Source organism: Pseudofrankia asymbiotica (genome assembly GCF_001983105.1).
Taxonomy (GTDB): Bacteria; Actinomycetota; Actinomycetes; order Frankiales; family Frankiaceae; genus Pseudofrankia; species Pseudofrankia asymbiotica.
The window spans coordinates 31577-48649 of sequence record NZ_MOMC01000005.1 but is presented as its reverse complement, the minus strand read 5'-3'; the positions used below and the strand labels follow the sequence as shown (position 1 = coordinate 48649).

Annotated in this window: 14 protein-coding genes; 11 read left to right on the top strand and 3 right to left on the bottom strand. The window is 70.7% G+C overall.

Annotated features, from left to right (window positions below; translation table 11 throughout):
- Positions 1-21 precede the first annotated feature (21 nt).
- Complete coding sequence (locus BL253_RS43365) at positions 22-693, top strand: TetR/AcrR family transcriptional regulator (protein ID WP_338013682.1); 672 nt, start codon at positions 22-24, stop codon at positions 691-693.
- A 173-nt stretch (positions 694-866) separates the two neighbouring features.
- On the opposite strand, the gene BL253_RS01790 is transcribed toward BL253_RS43365, so the two are convergent.
- Complete coding sequence (locus tag BL253_RS01790) at positions 867-1694, bottom strand: SDR family oxidoreductase (RefSeq protein ID WP_076812963.1); 828 nt, start codon at positions 1692-1694, stop codon at positions 867-869.
- 136 nt (positions 1695-1830) lie between these two features.
- Here BL253_RS01790 and BL253_RS01785 point away from each other — a divergent pair, with 136 nt between their 5' ends.
- From BL253_RS01785 to BL253_RS01760, 6 genes are all read left to right on the top strand, one after another.
- On the top strand, positions 1831-2955 hold the full coding sequence (locus BL253_RS01785) for an acyl-CoA dehydrogenase family protein (RefSeq protein ID WP_076812960.1): 1125 nt from the start codon (positions 1831-1833) through the stop codon (positions 2953-2955).
- Between the two features lie 92 nt (positions 2956-3047).
- Positions 3048-4310: an acyl-CoA dehydrogenase family protein gene (locus BL253_RS01780; RefSeq protein WP_076812957.1), complete on the top strand. Its 1263-nt coding sequence runs from the start codon at positions 3048-3050 to the stop codon at positions 4308-4310.
- Between the two features lie 290 nt (positions 4311-4600).
- Entirely contained in the window at positions 4601-5896 is a 1296-nt protein-coding gene (locus BL253_RS01775; protein ID WP_076812954.1) for an amidohydrolase family protein, read from the top strand.
- A 218-nt stretch (positions 5897-6114) separates the two neighbouring features.
- Positions 6115-7239 (top strand): CaiB/BaiF CoA transferase family protein, encoded by a 1125-nt coding sequence (locus BL253_RS01770; protein ID WP_076812951.1) that lies wholly within the window; start codon positions 6115-6117, stop codon positions 7237-7239.
- 177 nt (positions 7240-7416) lie between these two features.
- A complete protein-coding gene (locus BL253_RS01765) occupies positions 7417-7761 on the top strand; it encodes a type II toxin-antitoxin system RelE/ParE family toxin (protein WP_076813121.1) in 345 nt (114 codons plus the stop codon).
- Positions 7758-8084, top strand: a complete 327-nt coding sequence (locus BL253_RS01760; RefSeq protein ID WP_076812949.1) for a helix-turn-helix domain-containing protein — start codon at positions 7758-7760, stop codon at positions 8082-8084. Before BL253_RS01765 ends, BL253_RS01760 begins: the two co-directional genes overlap by 4 nt.
- Before the next feature lie 52 nt (positions 8085-8136).
- Here the strand turns inward: BL253_RS01760 and BL253_RS01755 are convergent, their stop codons facing one another.
- Both BL253_RS01755 and BL253_RS01750 read right to left on the bottom strand, forming a co-directional pair.
- Positions 8137-10593: a CaiB/BaiF CoA-transferase family protein gene (locus tag BL253_RS01755; RefSeq protein WP_076812947.1), complete on the bottom strand. Its 2457-nt coding sequence runs from the start codon at positions 10591-10593 to the stop codon at positions 8137-8139.
- Complete coding sequence (locus BL253_RS01750) at positions 10580-12127, bottom strand: AMP-binding protein (RefSeq protein ID WP_076812944.1); 1548 nt, start codon at positions 12125-12127, stop codon at positions 10580-10582. The genes BL253_RS01755 and BL253_RS01750 overlap by 14 nt, the downstream gene beginning before the upstream one ends.
- 208 nt (positions 12128-12335) lie before the next feature.
- Here BL253_RS01750 and BL253_RS01745 point away from each other — a divergent pair, with 208 nt between their 5' ends.
- The 4 genes from BL253_RS01745 to BL253_RS01730 all read left to right on the top strand — a co-directional run bounded on the left by BL253_RS01745 (position 12336) and on the right by BL253_RS01730 (position 17003).
- The gene (locus BL253_RS01745; RefSeq protein WP_076812941.1) at positions 12336-13262 is read left to right on the top strand and encodes an enoyl-CoA hydratase; all 927 of its coding nucleotides are present in this window, start codon (positions 12336-12338) and stop codon (positions 13260-13262) included.
- Positions 13263-13266: 4 nt separating this feature from the next.
- On the top strand, positions 13267-14217 hold the full coding sequence (locus BL253_RS01740; protein ID WP_076812938.1) for a sucrase ferredoxin: 951 nt from the start codon (positions 13267-13269) through the stop codon (positions 14215-14217).
- A 31-nt stretch (positions 14218-14248) separates the two neighbouring features.
- Positions 14249-15715, top strand: coding sequence for an aldehyde dehydrogenase family protein (locus tag BL253_RS01735; protein ID WP_076812936.1), 1467 nt, complete (start codon positions 14249-14251; stop codon positions 15713-15715).
- Positions 15716-15812: 97 nt separating this feature from the next.
- On the top strand, positions 15813-17003 hold the full coding sequence (locus tag BL253_RS01730) for a cytochrome P450 (protein ID WP_076812933.1): 1191 nt from the start codon (positions 15813-15815) through the stop codon (positions 17001-17003).
- Positions 17004-17073 lie beyond the last annotated feature (70 nt).

Genomic DNA, 17073 nt, shown 5'->3' with positions numbered 1-17073 from the left:
CTGAACTGAACGTTCAGTTCACTGTGTCAACCGGGCAGGTGCCGTGTCAACCGGGCAGCGCGGCGCCAACCGGTCACCGCGGCGTCAACCGGTCGGCTCGGCGTCAACCGGGCGRCTCAGCGTCAACAGAAGGGAGCGCCAGTCATRCCGGCACGAGCCGAGTCGGCGATCCTCGACGCGGCGTACGCGCTGCTCGTCGAACGCGGGCTCGAGGCCACGACGATTGAGGCGATCGCCGCGCGAGCGGGTGTCAGCAAGGTGACCATCTACAAGTGGTGGCCGAACCGCGCCGCGGTGATCATGTCGGCGTTCCTGCGCGAGTCCGCGGACCTGCTGCCCTACCCCGAGCACTTCCATCTGGAGCAGGTCGAGGACCGGCTGCTGATGATGACCGCGGCGTTCCGGGGCGCGACCGGGACCGCGATGGCGGCGCTGATCGCCGCCGGCCGGTCCGACCCGCAGCTCGCCGAGGCGTTCCGCGACGGCTACATCAACGCGCGGCGGCGGGACGGCATCGCGATCGTGCGGGCGGCCGTGGAGGCCGGGGAGATTCGGCCCGCCGATCCCGACGTGGTGCTCGACCTGGTGTACGCGCCGCTCTACTTCCGGCTGATGGTCGGGCACAAGCCGCTGGACGAGGACGACGTGCGCGAGCACGTCCGGCTGGTGCTCGCGGCGCTGCGCCCCGCCTGACGTACCCCCGCACATGACGAAGGCCGCCGAGGATCCGGCCGCCTTCGTCGATCTGTAGCGGGCGCGGCGGTGGGCGCAGGGGCTCGAACCCATGGCCGGAAGACCATGAGGCCCTCGGTCCCGCTGACGTCAGGGCGTCCGCGGGACCGAGGGCCTCTCGTGGTCAGACCGCGTCAGACCGAGTTGTCGGACATCAGGAAGTCGATGACCGGCTTGCCCGGCTCCCACGAGCCGCCCATCGAGGCCTTCACGTGGCCGTAGTCGACGAGGAGGCTCTCGCCACTGATGCCGAACGCGGCGTCGCTGCCCAGGAAGGCCATCACGTTGGCCATCTGCTCGGGCTGCAGCTGCTCCGTGCCCGTCGCCTCGCGGTACTGCTGGTCGAAGCCGCCCCAGCCGTTCGCCCGGGCGAGCGGGGTGTCGGTCGGGCCGGGGCAGATCGCGTTGATCCGGATGCCCTTGCTGGCGAACGGATAGGCCTGCCGGGCCACGTACGCGTTCACGGCCTGCTTGCTGAACATGTAGGTGTCGGTGCCCTCGTGGGCGTTCACCCACGCCTCGGCCTCCTCGTAGGAGGCCGTCGCCAGGAAGTCGACGAGCCGTGGCAGGTGGTTCTGCCAACCGAGCCCGGCCACCGACGAGATGAAGCAGATCGACGAGCCGGCGCCCAGCCGACCGTCGGCGATCAGGCGCTCGATGAGGTGCCGGTGCGAGATGATGTTGACCTTCATCACCCCGGGGCCGCCGCCGATCCCCGCCGCGGTGAAGACCGCGTGCACCGGGCCGGCCACCTCGCCGAGGGCGTCGTCGATGCTCTGCCGGTCCAGCAGGTCGACCTTGATCGATTTCGCGACGTCGTAGTCGACGGGGACGCGGTCCATCACCGTGACCTCGGCGCCGAGGGCCGCGACCGCGCGAGCGGCCGYGGCACCCATGCCGGTCGCGCCGCCGACTACCAGGGCATGTTTCCCGTCGTAGCGGAAGGGTTGTGTGTCGCCCATCACTCTCCAACCTCCTGGGGTCGCCAGTGAGCTCAGGTCCGCGCTAGAACTGCTCAACGCGGTAAATTATACTGAGTTCAAACTTTGGGTGCCAGGCTGGCGCATCGCGGCGCAAGACCGTCCGAAGGGAACAGGCATGGATCCTGATCTCAGCCCCGATCAGCGGCTCCTGCGGGAGACCACTGAGCGGTTCATCGAGGCGAACCTGCCGCTGGACAAGCTCCGTGAGCTGATCGACGCGGGAGGCCAGGTCGGTCCGTCCTACTGGCTGGAGGCCGCCGAGCTGGGCTGGTTCGCCTTCCTGGCCCCGGAGTCCCTCGGGGGCGGGAGCGTGTCCGGCGACGGCGTCCTCGACGCCGTCATCCTCGCGGAGCTGCGCGGTCGGTACCTGCAGCCCGGCGCCTTCATCGACACCAACCTGGCGGTGGCCACGCTCGCCCGCGAGGGCTCGGAGGAGCAGCGGACGAAGGTCGTCCCGGCGCTGATCGCCGGCGAGGCGGCCGTGGCCTGGGCCGTGGCGGACGAGACCGGCGACTGGTCCGGCCCCACCGGGGTCGGCTACGAGCCCGCGGGCGGCGGGTACCGCCTCACCGGCCGCAAGGGACTCGTGGTCGAGGCGCAGTCGGCGCAGTGGCTGCTCGTCACGGCTGGCGGACCCGACGGGCCGGCACAGTTCCTCCTGCCGACGTCCGCGCCGGGGGTGACCGTGGAGGTGCTGACCGGCCTCGACCTCAGCCGCCGGCTCTGCGAGGTCCACTTCGACGGCGTCGAGGTCGACGGCTCCGCGCTGGTGGGCGCCCTCGGCGGGGCGGCGGCCGCCGTCGACGCGCAGCTGCTGCTCGCCAGCGTGCTCGCCACCGCGGAGACGGTGGGCGCCATGCAGCACCTGTTCGACCTCACCGTGCGGTACTGCAAGGACCGGGTCGCCTTCGGGCGGCCCATCGGCTCGTTCCAGGCGGTCAAGCACCAGCTCGCCGACACCAGCCTGGCGCTGGAGATGAGTCACGCGGTGACCGCCGGCGCGGCGCGCGAGGCCCAGCGGGAAGGCCGCGGCGCGGCGCACGCCGCGAGCATGACCAAGGCGTTCGTGGGTGACGCGGCGGTCGAGCTGGCGCACAGGTGCTGGCAGCTGTTCGGCGGCATCGCCTACACGTGGGAGCACGACTTCCACCTCTATCTCCGCCGGCTGACGACCGACGCGTCGCTGTACGGCTCGCCGACATGGCACCGCGAGCGGATCTGCCAGCTGGCCGGTCTCTGAACGACACCGACAATGGCCGCCGGGCGCGCGGGTAAGATCATTTACACGCCCCCTTTGGCCCTGTGAGGCTGGCGGGAAGCGAGGAAGATCCCATGACTGACACACCGGAGATCGAGGAGTACCGCGAGCGGGCCAGGCAGTGGCTCGCCGCGAACCTCGAGCCGCGCGACCCGGGCCAGGGCGCGCACGGGCGCGGCGGCACCCAGCAGGACGACGAGGGCTTCTCCGCGGAGCGGGCCCTGCAGAAGAAGCTCTACGAGGCCGGCTACGCGGGCATCAACTGGCCCAGCGAGTACGGCGGCCAGGGCCTGAGCGACCGGCACGCCCGCGCCTTCGCCGAGGAGGCGGCGAGGTACCGGATGCCCGACCTCGGCCACGCGGGYGGCACGACGTACGGCCCGTGCGGGCAGACCATCGTCCGGCACGGCGCACCGGAGTTCCTGGCCCGGCACGTCCCGCGGATGCTCGCCGGCGACGAGCTGTTCGTCCAGCTGTTCTCCGAGCCGAGCGCCGGCTCGGACATGGCCGGCATCACCACGCGCGCGGTGCGCGACGGCGGCAGGTGGCTGATCACCGGTTCGAAGATCTGGACCAGCGGCGCCCACCAGGCCGACTACGGGATGTGCCTGGCCCGGACCGACTGGGACGCCCCCAAGCACCGCGGCCTCACCTGGTTCGCGGTACCCCTGCGGGCCAAGGGCGTGACCATCCGCCCCATCCGCGAGATCACCGGCGACGCCGAGTTCTGCGAGGAGTTCCTCGACGAGGTCGAGGTCGGCGACGACGCCGTGATCGGCGAGGTCAACCAGGGCTGGACCGTGGCGCAGACGCTGCTGCTCGTCGAGCGGGGCGCCGGCCGCGACGACCCGGTGAACCTGCCGACGACCCAGGCCGCGGACGTCGACCCGTTCCTGCTGAACCTGACCCGCGCCGCCGGCCGCGCCCAGGACCCGGTCGCCCGGCAGGCGGTCGCCCGGATCCACACCGCCGACTGGGCCCGGGGGCAGCTCGGCCAGCGGATCACCGGCCTGCTGCGGTCGGGTGAGAAGCCCGCCGCCGGCGTCGCCTCCTACTGGAAGCTCGCGGCGGGCGTGTACAACCCGGAGCGGGCCCGCCTGGTGCTGGAGATCGGGCAGGGGCTCGGGCTGGTCTGGAAGGACGGCGACGAGGAAGGACGGCACGCCGCCCTGGACTACCTGAACAGCCGGGTGTGGTCGATCGCCGGCGGCTCCAACGAGATGCAGCGCAACGCGATCAGCGAACAGGTCCTCGGCATGCCCCGGGAGCCGAGCTTCGACCGGGGCAAGCCGTTCCGGGAAGTCGTCAACAGCGCCCGCGAGTGGTTCAAGTCCTGACGAGGTAACCAGCGGTTGCGGCCCGGGTGGGTCTCGTGGTCATTCCGTCTCGGCCCCGGCGGAATGACCACGTAAGAATTTCGGGGACGAACCTGCCGGCCGACGAAAAGTGGTGCGAGAGCGTCTGCGCCACCTCGGCCGGCTCCGCCGTGCCCAAAGTCGCCCGAGGATGCGGCGGCATTGCCACGCAAAGTGCGGGCCACGACACCCGGGATGGGGTGGCGCGCGAGGCGCCGGCATAGTTAAACTCAGTTCAAATACGCAGTGTCCATGAACTCCAGGAGGGCCCGTTGGCCGACACGCCCCAGCTCGGATCACGCGGTATCTACGTGGCGGATGTCGAGCAGAGCCTCCCCTACGGCATTTTCGATGCCGACCATCACCTCTACGCGCCTGACGACGCCGTGACGCGCTATCTGTCCGCCGACATGGCCGAGCGGGCCTGGCTGCCCGGCGAGCCGCGGATGCTCACCGAGGAGGAGCACGACGAGGACGAGGAGGTCGACCACGAGCGGCGGACGCTCGGGGTCCACTCCGCCCCGGAGGGCGGCTTCGGCGGCGTCGACCTCTCCCAGGTCTCCGGGATGCAGGGCAACATCCCGATCCCGGGCGCGATGCTCAACAAGCTCAACCCGATGAAGGACCTCGACCAGCTCAGCCGTGAGCAGCTCGTCGAGCGCTACAACGCGATGCGGCCGGCCTTCGAGAAGAAGGACCCCCGACTGTCGCTGATGGACCTCCAGAACGTCGAGGTCGCCGTCCTGCACACGGTCGGCACCGGCTGGGAGAGCGCCTTCGGGCGCGGCGACATCGAGGCCGGCTACGCCGTGAACCGGGCGTACAACGACTGGCTCTGGGAGGACTGGGGCTACGCGCACGAGGGCCGCATCCTGGTCCCCGTGCCGATCCCCCTGCTGGACGTCGACCTCGCCGTCGCCGAGCTCAAGCGGTCGCTCGAGCGCGGCGCGAAGTTCGTCGACCTTCAGCCCGGCCCGGCGTGGAACGGCCGGTCGCCGTTCGACCCCTATTTCGACCCGTTCTGGAACCTGGTCAACGAGTCCAACACCCGGGTGGCGGTCCACCTCGGCGGGACCTACGCCCGCCACGGCGGCGAGTGGGGCGAGAAGCCGAACGCCCGCTACGTGGAGTTCAACGGGTTCCAGTGGGTCGCCTACTGGGGCGACCGGCCGATGATGGACACCCTGACGGCCATGTTCTACCACGGCATGTTCGGGCGTTTCCCGAACATCAAGGTGCTCATCGCCGAGTTCGGCACCGTCTGGCTGCCCTACCTGCTGCGCAAGCTGGACCACGCCATGCTCCTGGGCCGCAAGCCCAAGTGGGGCACCCTGCCCGGCCGGCCCTCCTCCGTCTTCAAGGAGCGGTGCGTCATCGCCCCGTTCCCCGAGGAGGACATCAAGCGGGGTATCGAGACCGTCGGAGCCGACTGCCTCGTCTTCGGATCCGACTTCCCGCACTCCGAGGGCGTTCCGGACCCGATGCAGTACGTCACGCTCCTCAAGGACCTCGACGACACGACCATCCGCAAGATCATGCGCGACAACCTGGTCCGCTTCATCGGTTAGGCACAGCACCGGTTAAGCACACAGCATCGGCTAGGCATCCAGCGCATACCTCGTGCCTCCACCGCCACAGTCCGTGGCGGTGGAGGCACGGTCGTTACCCGGGCCGGACGAGGGCTGTTTGTATCTTCACGGCAGCCGCCCGGGACGCTCGCGAACACCCGTGCGGCTGGCCGGAATCAACCAGGATCCGCCATATTCTCGGCACTTCAGGAGAAACGATGCCCGATCCGAAGCTACCCCTGGCCGGTGTCACGGTGCTCGACCTCACCCGGCTGCCCCCCGGCGCCTTCGGCACCGTGCTGCTGGCCGACCTGGGCGCCGACGTGATTCGGGTGGAGTCCCCGAAGGGCCGGATGTTCGACGGCCCGATCGGGCTGAACCGCGGCAAGCGCTCAGTAGCCGTCGACCTCCGTCACGCGCGCGGCCTCGAGGTTCTGCGGCTGTTGGCCGCGCATGCCGACGTGCTGGTCGAGAACGAGCGGCCCGGCGCCATGGACGAGCGGGGATTCGGCTACTCCCACGCCGCGAAGGAGCTGCCCGGGCTCGTCTGGTGCTCGATATCCGGATATGGCCAGGACGGGCCGTACGCGAACTGGTCCGGACACGATCTTTCGTTCGCGGCGCACTCGGGCCTGTTGACCGCGCTGAGCCCCGAGCTGCCGTGGCATCCCCAGCTGATCCTCCCCATCCCCGTCGGCGCGCTCATGGCCGTCGTCGGAATCCTCGCCGCCCTGCGGCAGCGGGATCAGACCGGCTCGGGGTGCCAGCTGGACATCAGCCTGTCGGAGTCGGCCACCTGGCTGCAGTCGTCGGCCGACGGAACGTTCGACAAGGGCGGTCGTGGCGTACCAATCGGTCCGGACCGTCGGCTCTACGAGTGCGCCGACGACACCTGGGTCGCCGTGACGGCCGCCGAGCCGCGCACCTGGGCAGCGCTGTGCGAGGGCCTCGACCTGCCGGACCTGGCGGGCACGCTGCACCGCTGGGACGACCCGGACGCCGTGACGGAACGGCTCGCCGCGGTCTTCCGAACCCGCTCCGCGCGGGAATGGGTGGCCGACCTCGGGCCGCGCGGCGCCAGCGTCGTGCGGGTGAACCGTGGCCCTGACCTGGCGGCGGACCCGCACGCGACCGCTCGCGGCGTGCTGCAGACCGTCGGCGACCTGCTGGTCCCGCGCTCCCCCATCCGGTTCCGGGACGCGGACGGCCAGCGGCCGCCGGCCGAGAGTTACCCGCCGCCCCCGGCCGGCGCACACACGCGGGCCGTGTTGGAGGAGGCCGGCCTCGCTGCCGCCCTGATCGACGAACTCGAGGAGTCCGGCGCCGTCGGCCGCCACGCCTGACCGATCCGCCCTGGCCCACCAACGCCCCGCTCGGCCGGGCGGACTCTGGCTCGGCCTCGACGACATGTACCGCGGGGTGACCGGCACACGAGCCGACGCCCTCGAGAAGATTTTAGTATACTGGCGTACTGAACCTTCCTTGATCCGAAGGGTCCGCCCGTGAGCTACCAACTGGTGATGGTCGACGAGGTCAGGGAATGGCTGCATACGCTGCGGCAGGYAGACCGAACGACCGCGATCCTCGTGGGCCAGGCGCTGGCCGCCCTCCTGGAGGAGGGGCCCGGCCTCGGGCGGCCACTTGTCGATCGAATCAAGGGCTCGCGGATACACAACCTGAAGGAACTTCGCCCTGGCTCGGCCGGGGCGAGCGAGGTCCGTGTTCTGTTCATCTTCGATCCGGAACGTCGAGCGGTCCTTCTCGTGGCAGGTGACAAGGCGGGCGAATGGTCCGCCTGGTACCGGCGGGCGATACCGCTGGCCGAAGCCCGCTACGCCAGCTACCTCAAGGAGCGTGACCTGTGAGCGCGGTTCACGACTACGACAAGAGCGGCTTCCTCACGGAGTTCTTCCCCGACGACACCGACCGTCACGAGGTCGAATCCGGCGCCAGACGACTGGTCGCCGCGAACCGCGCCCATCGGCTTGCCGAGATGCGCCGCCGGCTGGGCCTGACCCAGGCGGACGTCGCGGACCGCATGCACGTCCGTCAGGAGCGCGTATCCGCGATCGAGCGGGCCACCGTCGAGGCCAGCGAGCTGCGTACTCTCGCCGCCTACGTCAACGCCCTCGGCGGACGCCTGGAGATCATCGCCGACTTCGGCGGTGAACGGCTCGTCATCGGCTGAACAGCACGGCCGTACGTCAATTCCTGAAGGGACGACGGAAGAGGCTCACCCGTCAGGTCAGCCGCTGCAGCGTGGGCAGGCCGTCCGGGAGGCAGAGGACCTTCTCGCTGGCCAACTCCCGCATCTCCGGCTCGGAGAGGCCGAGCTCGGTGAGGATCTCCACGGCCTGGGAGCCGACCGCGCCGGGGCTCGCCCCGACCCGCGGCGGCGTCTCCGAGAGCCACCGGCCGACGCCCGGCCTGGCGACGTCCTGGCCGCCGACGCCCCGCTCGAAGTAGACGACGCCGCGCCGGTGCAGGTAGTCGACCGCCTCGTCGATCGAGACGGCCGGCTGGGCCGCGATGCCGGCCTTGGCCAGCAGCGCGACCCAGTGCTCGGCCGGCTCGGCGGCGAACCGCGCGGAGAGCAGCCCGGCCAAGGCGCCCCCCGGATCGCGCCAGTCGCCCGCCGCGTCGCCGAGCTCGATCTCCACCGTGGCCAGGAATGTCGGGAGATCCGCCTCGTGCGCGACGAGGAAGAACCACCGGTCCGAGGCCGAGTAGAAGCGGTAGAGGGCGTTGTCGCCGTATTCGTTGCGCGCCGCGTCGGGCCGGCCGCCGGCCGCGGCGTCGGGACCGGCACCGAGCACCTCGGCGCGCCCGCCGTCCCGCGGTGCCTGCGCCTCCGCGGTCAGATAGACGGCCTGGTGGAGCGTGGAGCCCTGGACCAGGGAGGCGCCGACCTTCTGCCCGCCGCCGCCGCGCAGTCGCGCGTAGAGGGCGACGGCCGTGGCGTAGGCGCCCAGGATGCCGGTGTCGGCGTCGTTGATCGGCGTCGGCTGGTAGAGCGTCCAGCCGAACCGCGACCCGTACCGCCAGCTCATGCCCGTCGCCGCGTTGCACTGGTTCTCGTAGCCCCGGCGGTGCGCCCACGGGCCGGTGAGGCCGTAGGCGGTGATGGAGCAGTAGACAATCTGGGGATTGAGCGCGCTGGCCCGCTCGTAGTCGATGYCGTACCGGGCCTGCGACTTCGGGGTGAAGTTGGTGACGAGCAGGTCGGCCGCCTGGATCAGGTCCCCCGCGAGCTTGCCGCCGGCCGCGCTCTTCGAGTCGAGCAGGATGGTGCGCTTGCCGCGGTGGAGCTGGCCGACGATGCCGTCGGTAACGGCCGGGACCGGGTTGCCGACCTTGATCACGTCGGCGCCGAAGTCGGCCAGCAGCCTCGCCGCGGTCGGGCCCGCCACGGCCTGGCTGACGTCGATCGCCTTATAGCCCTCCAGCGGCAGGTCCAACGAGGTCGCCGTCGCCCCCGCGACGGCGGGCACGGCCGGAACGGGGGCCGCGGACCGGGCCCGCAGCTCGGCGAGGATCGCCTCGCGGTCCTGGTCAGGCAGGTGCCGCGGCCGCGGCGCCGGCGCCGCGGGCAGGTCGAAACCCCGCCCAGGCAGGACGACCGGGCCGGCCAGCGGGTCGTCGAGCGTCACCACGGACCCGGACTGGGTGGCGTGCTCGGTGGCGACCCACTCCGCCGGGGAGCGGACCATCGAGACCGGCATCTCCGCCCTCGTCGCGACCTCGTCCCACCACGCCGCCGGGTGGGAGCGGATCAGGTCGGCGAACATCGCCATGATCCGGTCCCGCTTCTCCATCGAGAAGGTCCGGGCCGCGACGTCGATCAGGCCCTGGCTCTCCCAGTCCCCCGCCACCCCGGCCGCCACCAGCAGCGGGATGACGAACTTCGAGTAGGGCGACAGATCGACGATCCCGCCATCGGCGCACGCGTAGGTGAGATCGCGCAGCATGTGGTTGTCACCCATGAGCGGGTTCTCGTAGACCCRCATCCCGAGCATCGTGCTGTAGGCCTCGGCGTACGCCTCCGCGAGCGGGACCTCGATCCGCTGACCGCGTCCGGTGCGCTCGCGGGCGATCAGTGCCATGACGACGGACACCGCGCCCATCAGTCCGCCGAAGTTGGACGCGGTGGTGATCGGTGTGAAGAGCGGCGCCGCCGGGTCCTCGACCTTCGCCCTCTTCCGGCCGGAGGGATCCCAGTGCTCCTTGAGCGGCCGGTACCCCGCGACGGCGGCGTGCAGGACACCCTCCCAGGCCGCCACGCCCGCCTTCTCGTCGTCGGCCGCGAAGCCCGGCAGCGAGCAGTAGACGAGCCGCTCGTTCAGGTCCCGCGCGGCGGCGGGCCCGAGGCCGAGGCGGTCCATGACGCCAGGCCGGAAGTTCTCGACCAGGACGTCGGCACGCGCCACCAGGTCGCGCGCGGTGTCCCGGTCGGCCGCGCCGCGCAGATCCAGCGTGATGCGCCGCTTGCTCCGGTTGAGGAAGGCGTCCGCCGGCCCGAGCGACCGGGCGGCCAGCGGAGAGTCGACGTGCACGACGTCGGCGCCCGCCTCGGCCAGCAGCAGCGAGGCCAGCGGCCCCGCGATCTGGTGGCCGAAGTCCACCACCCGGACCCCGGCCAGCCCGATGCCGGCCTCGCCGGCGCCAGCGCCGGACTTGCCGGCGCTAGTTGACCGCACGGTCGCGGCCCTCCCAGTAGGGAGCCCTGAGCTTGAACTTCTGCAGCTTCCCCGTCGCCGTGCGCTCGAGCGCGTCGCGCAGCTCGATGGAGGTGGGGCACTTGTAGTGCGCCATCCGGTCCCGGCAGAACGCGATCAGCTCGGCGGGCGTGACCTCGGCCTCCGGCCGCAGCACGACCAGGGCCTTCACCGTCTCGCCCCACTTCTCGTCCGGCACCCCGATCACGGCGGCCTCGGTCACCGCCGGGTGCTCGTACAGGCAGTCCTCGACCTCGATCGACGACACGTTCTCGCCGCCGGTGATGATCACGTCCTTCTTGCGGTCCGTGATCGTCAGCAGCCGGCCGTCGAAGCGGCCGCCGTCGCCGGTGTGGAACCAGCCGTCCTCGATCGCGGCGGCGGTCTGCTCCGGCTGGCGCCAGTAGCCGTCGAAGACGTGGTTGGACCGGGCGAGCACCTCCCCGGAGGCGTCGATCCGCATCCGCACGCCCAGCGCCGGGGCGCCGGCCTGCGCCAGCAGCTTCGCCCGCTCGTCGGTGGGCAGGTACTCCCAGCCCGGGCGGGCCCGGTTGATCGTCAGCAGCGGGGAGGCCTCCGTGAGGCCGTAGATCTGGATGAACTCCCAGCCGAGGAGCTCCTCGACCCGGGCGATGACCGCGCTGGGCGGCGGCGCGCCGGCGACGACCATGCGGACCTTGTCGCGGCCCGGGACCGGCAGGCCGGCGGCGACCCGCGCCGCCGCGGCGTCGAGGATCGAGGCGACGACGGCGGGCGCGCCGCACAGCAGCGTCACGCCCTCCTGCTCGACCCTGGAGAGGATGTCCTCGCCGTCGATCTTGCGGATCACGATGTGCGCGCCGCCCATGCCCGTCACCGCGTAGGGCATGCCCCAGCCGTTGACGTGGAACATCGGCAGCGTGTGCAGGATGACGTCCCGGTCGGTCACCGTCGTGTGCCACCCGAAGGACGCGGCGTTCAGCCAGCAGCTCCGATGGGTGAGCTGGACGCCCTTGGGACGCGCCGTCGTGCCCGACGTGTAGTTGATCGTGCAGATCGCGTCCTCGTCGGGCTCCCAGGGCGCGGGGACCACGCCGGGCGGCGCCGGGGCGAACAGCTCGGAGTCGGCCACCCCGTCCATGACGATCCGCTCCTTCGCGGTCACCTTGGACAGCACGTCGTCGAGCTCCGGGTCGACGAGCAGGAGCGTCGTCCCCGAGTGCTCGACGATGTAGGAGATCTCGTCCGCCGTCAGCCGGTAGTTGATCGGCACCAGCGTCCGGCCGAACCCGCTCACCCCGAAGAAGCTGATCAGGAAGCGCGCGCTGTTCGGCGACACGATCCCGACACGCGCGCCGGCGGGGATCCGCAACCGGTCCAGTGCCAGCGCCATGCCACGGGCTCGCGCCGCGACGTCCCGGTACGTGAGCCGCCCGAGCGACCCCGGCCGGCCCGGTTCGTCGACCACCGCGAGGCTCTCCGGATAGACCGTCTCGGCCCGATCCAGGAAGTCGGCGACCGTCAGGGCAACCTTCATCAGCCAGTCCCTCCTTTGACCGGGTTGAAAGTACCGGTTCTTCAACTTAGTGTAAATATGGGCGGCAACAGTCCAGGCCAGACAGGCACCGCCAGACAGGCGCGGGCCAACCAGGCGCGGGCCAGCCGGGCGCCAGCCCGGACGCAGGTCGGCGGCCCCACGCCGAGACGCAGKGGCGGGGGTCCATGTCCAGGGTGGAAAGGCGCTGATGATCGACTCGAAGTACCGGTACCTCACGTACGAGTCCCTCGACGAGGGAACCATCGTGCGGATCATGCTCAACCGGCCGGAGACGCGCAATGCCCAGAGCCGGGGGCTGTTGGTGGAGCTCGGCGAGGCGTTCCTGCGGGCCGAGGCGGACGACACCGTCCGGGTCGTGATCCTCGGCGGCCACGGCCCGATGTTCTCCACCGGCCACGACATGGGCTCGAAGGAGGGCCGCGCGGACCACGCGCCCGGGCCGAACCAGCACCCCTCGGCCCGGGTCAACGGCGCCACCCGCCACGGCGCCGAGAAGCTGATGCTGCAGGAGTGGCACCACTTCTTCGAGAGCACCCGCCGGTGGCGCAACCTCCGCAAGATCACCATCGCCGCCGTGCACGGGCAGGTCTACGCCGCCGGCCTCATGCTGATGTGGGCCTGCGACCTCATCGTCGCGGCCGAGGGGACGACCTTCGCCGACATGGTCGGGACCCGCCTCGGCATGTGCGRCATGGAGTACTTCGCCCATCCCTGGGAGTTCGGCCCGCGCAAGGCCAAGGAGCTCCTGCTGACGGGCGACTCCATCGACGCCGACGAGGCACACCGGCTCGGGATGGTCTCCAAGGTCTTCCCGGCCGACGACCTGGCCGACAGCGCCGTGGCCTTCGCGCGGCGTATCGCCAGCCTGCCCACCATGGCGGCGCTCCTGATCAAGGAGTCGGTCAACCAGACCGTCGACAACCAGGGCTTCTACAACGCGCTGAACGCCTGCTTCACCCTCCACGAGCTCAACCACGCGCACTGGGCCTGGGTCCACCAGGGCGGGTTCCCCGTCGCCACCCCAGGCGAGGACGGCGTCCCCGACTGGCGGACCAGCCCGCCGGTGCTCCCGGCGCTGCGCGACGCCGTCGCCGCCCCCGGCCCGGTCGGCTAGCGCGATGACGAACACGACGTGGACCATCCCACCCGAGYTGGACCCGGACGCGAAGATCAGGTGCAGTGACTTCTCGCGGGTGGCGTCCCTCTCCCCCGTCGGGACCAGCGGCACGTACCCGGGCTTCCTGCTGATCGAGCTCCCGCTGCCGTGGCCACACGACATCGGCGAGACTCCCGAGGCGGCGTCGATCGCGCCTCTGCTCGGCCCGCTGGGCTATCGGCTGCAGGCCATCGTCCCCGCCAACCCGGACACCCCCGCGCAGGAGCGGCGCGTCATCCTGCACGCCCGCCCCCGGGGCGAGAGCTACTTCGCCGGCTACCGGCGCTTCGAGCGTCCCGTCGGCGCGTCGCTGCCCGACGCCGTCGCCGACCTGCTCGCGCTCGCCGCCGACCCGGCGCCCTCGCACCTGGAGACCGACGGGATCGACGTCCTGGTCTGCGGCCACGGCCGGCGCGACGCCTGCTGCGGACGCCTCGGCGCCGGCCTCGCGACCCGGCTCGCCGCCGCCGGCGCGCCCGACGGCGTCAACTACTGGCGGACCAGCCACCTGGGCGGCCACCGCTTCGCGTCGACCTTCCTCGTCCTGCCCGAGGGCACGGCCTGGGCCTACGGCGACGAGGACCTCGTCGAGACGGTCCTGCGCCGCAAGGGCGAGTTCGCCGACGTCGCCGGCAACTACCGCGGCTGCTGCGGCCTGAAAGGCCCTCAGGCGCAGGCACTCGAGCTCGAGGTCCTGCGCCAGGTCGGCTGGAGCCTGCTCGACTCCCCCCGCACCGGCTCTCTCAACGACTCGCGCGCCGAGTTGTCCTGCGTGTATGACGGCGAGACCGTCACCTGGTCCGCGGACGTCCGACCTGGGCGTTCCCTCCCGTCCCCCGACTGCCAGAGCCCGCCCGCATCCGCCACGAAGAGCCAGACCGAATGGGCGGTCTCGGCGATCAGCCGCGGCTAGCACCTGCCCTGTTACCTGACGGAGGAACTACATGACTTTCGCGGGACTGAACGTCGCCAAACTGCTGATCGACGGTCAGCTCGTCGACGCGGAGGGCGGCGCCACCTACGAGAACATCAACCCGGCGACCGAGCAGTCGATCGGCGTGGCGGMCGACGCCTCCACGGGCGACATCGACGCGGCCATCGCCGCGGCCCGCAGGGCCTTCGACGAGACCAGCTGGAGCACGGACGTCGCGTTGCGGGTCCGCTGCCTGCGCCAGCTGCACGAGGCGCTGGCCAAGCACGCGGAGCCGTTCAAGGCGATGATGACGGCCGAGGTCGGCCTGCCCACCAAGATGGTCGGCTCGACCTTCGACATGCCGGTGGAGAACGTCGGCTGGGTGACCGACCTGCTGGAGAAGTACGAGTTCTCCCAGGACCTCGGGCTCGGGAACATCGAGGGGTTCGGTGCCCACCGCTGGACCGAGCGGGAGCCCTACGGCGTCGTCGGCGCGATCGTTCCGTGGAACCAGCCGCTCCAGGTGGCCCTGGCGAAGGTGGCGCCGGCGCTGGCCGCGGGGAACACGGTGATCCTGAAGGGCCCGCCGACGACGCCGTGGTGCGTGAGCGCCCTGGGCAAGCTCGTCGCCGAGTACACCGACATCCCGGCCGGCGTCTTCAACGTCATCACCAGCTCGGCCAACGACCGCGGCGAGGAGCTCATCACCGACCCGCGGGTCGACCTGATCAGCTTCACCGGCTCGACCGCCGTCGGCCGCCGGATCATGGAGCTCGGTGCCCAGACCGTGAAGAAGTGCTTCCTGGAGCTCGGCGGGAAGTCCCCGAACATCGTCTTCGAGGACGCCGACCTGCGCACCGGGATCGGCATGTCGACCTTCATGGTCTGCCTGCACGGCGGCCAGGGCTGCGCCACGCTGTCCCGGCTGCTGCTGCCGCGGTCCATCTTCGAGCAGGGCGTGCAGATGGCCTCCATGATGCTCTCGGCGATGCCGTACGGCGACCCGCTCGACGCGAACAACGTGATGGGCCCGCTGAACAGCGCGCGCCACCGCGACCGCGTCGAGGCCATGGTCGACCGGGCGATCGCGTCCGGCGCCACGCCGGTCGTCGGCGGCCGGCGCCCGCCGCAGCTGGAGACGGGCTACTACTTCGAGCCGACGCTGTTCGCCGACCTGCCGGAGGACGCGGAGATCGTCCAGAACGAGGTCTTCGGCCCGGTCCTCGTCATCCAGGCGTTCGAGGACGAGGACGACGCGGTCCGGATCGCGAACAACACCATCTTCGGCCTCTCCGGCGCCGTGTTCTCCGGCGACCACGAGAAGTCCAAGCGGGTCGCCCGCAAGGTCCGCGCCGGCACGATGATCGTCGACGGCGGCATCTACTACGGGTCGGAYGTCCCCTTCGGCGGCTACAAGCAGAGCGGAATCGGCCGCGAGATGGGCCAGATCGGCTTCGAGGAGTACCTGCAGGTCAAGGCGCTGTGCGAGCCGGCGTGATCGTCGCCGGGGTACAGAACGTCAGGGCACAGAACGTCAGGGCACAGCACGCCCCAGCAGTGTTATCCGCACGCGTACTTGTTGAGAGGAACTCCGCGTGACCGCCGCCACGGATATCTACTACGATCCGTACGACTTCGCCATCGACGAGAATCCGTATCCGGTCTGGAAGCGGATGCGCGAAGAGGCGCCGCTGTACTACAACGAACGCTACGACTTCTACGCGGTCTCACGTTACGTGGACGTCGAGGCCCTCTCGGTCGACTGGCAGACGTACACGTCGTCCAAGGGCATCCTGATGGAGATGGTCAAGGCGGGGATTCCGACCCCGCCGGGCCTGTTCATCGCGGAGGACCCGCCCGAGCACGACATGCACCGGCTGATACTGAGCCGCGCGGTMACCCCGAAGCGGGTGCTCGTGCTGGAGGAACGGATCCGGGAGCTGTGCGCGGAGTACCTCGACCCGCTGGTCGGCAGCGGCGGGTTCGACCTGATGGAGAACTTCGCCAGCCAGCTGCCGATGCGGGTCATCGGCGCCCTGGTCGGCATTCCCGACGAGTACCTGCTGAACCTGCGCGACCATGTGGAGGAGTCGGCCCGGCTCACGGAGGAGAAGCCGCAGGACGAGCAGCGGCTGCCCAGCATCGGGGAGCCGTACGCCCCGTTCCTGGCGTACAAGAAGGAGCACCCGGGCGACGACTTCCTCACCACGCTGATCCAGGCCCGGTTCAAGGATGTCCTCACCGGCGAGGAGCGCGGTCTCACCGACGCGGAGATCCTCAACTACGTCGGCATGCTCTACGCCGCCGGTGTGGAGACGACGGCCCGGCTGATCGGCTGGTTCGGCAAGACGCTCGCCGACAACCCGGACCAGCGCGAGCTGGTGGTGGCGGACAGGTCCCTCATCAAGAACACGATCGAGGAGACCCTGCGCTACGAGGTGCCGTCGCCCATCCAGGTGCGGGTGACGACCAGGCCGGTCGAGCTGCACGGGCGGACCGTGGAGGCAGGGAAGATCATCACCCTGCTGACCGGCGCGGCGAACCGTGACCCAGCCGCGTTCCCGGACCCGGACACCTTCGACATCCGCCGGAAGATGGACGCCCACATGACCTTCGGCAAGGGCGTCCACTACTGCTTCGGCGCCGCGCTGGCCCGCATCGAGGGCCGGATCGCACTGGAGGAGATCCTGGACCGCTTCCCGAAGTGGGATCTCGACCTGTCCGGTGCCGAGCTCATCCACACAGCCACGATTCGCGGCTACCACAAGCTGCCCATCGTGCTCTGAAGAGTCTGAGGGTCTGAAACGTGCTGGCGGTGCCAGGCCAGGGCTCGGACACGTTGTCACTTCGCCCTGG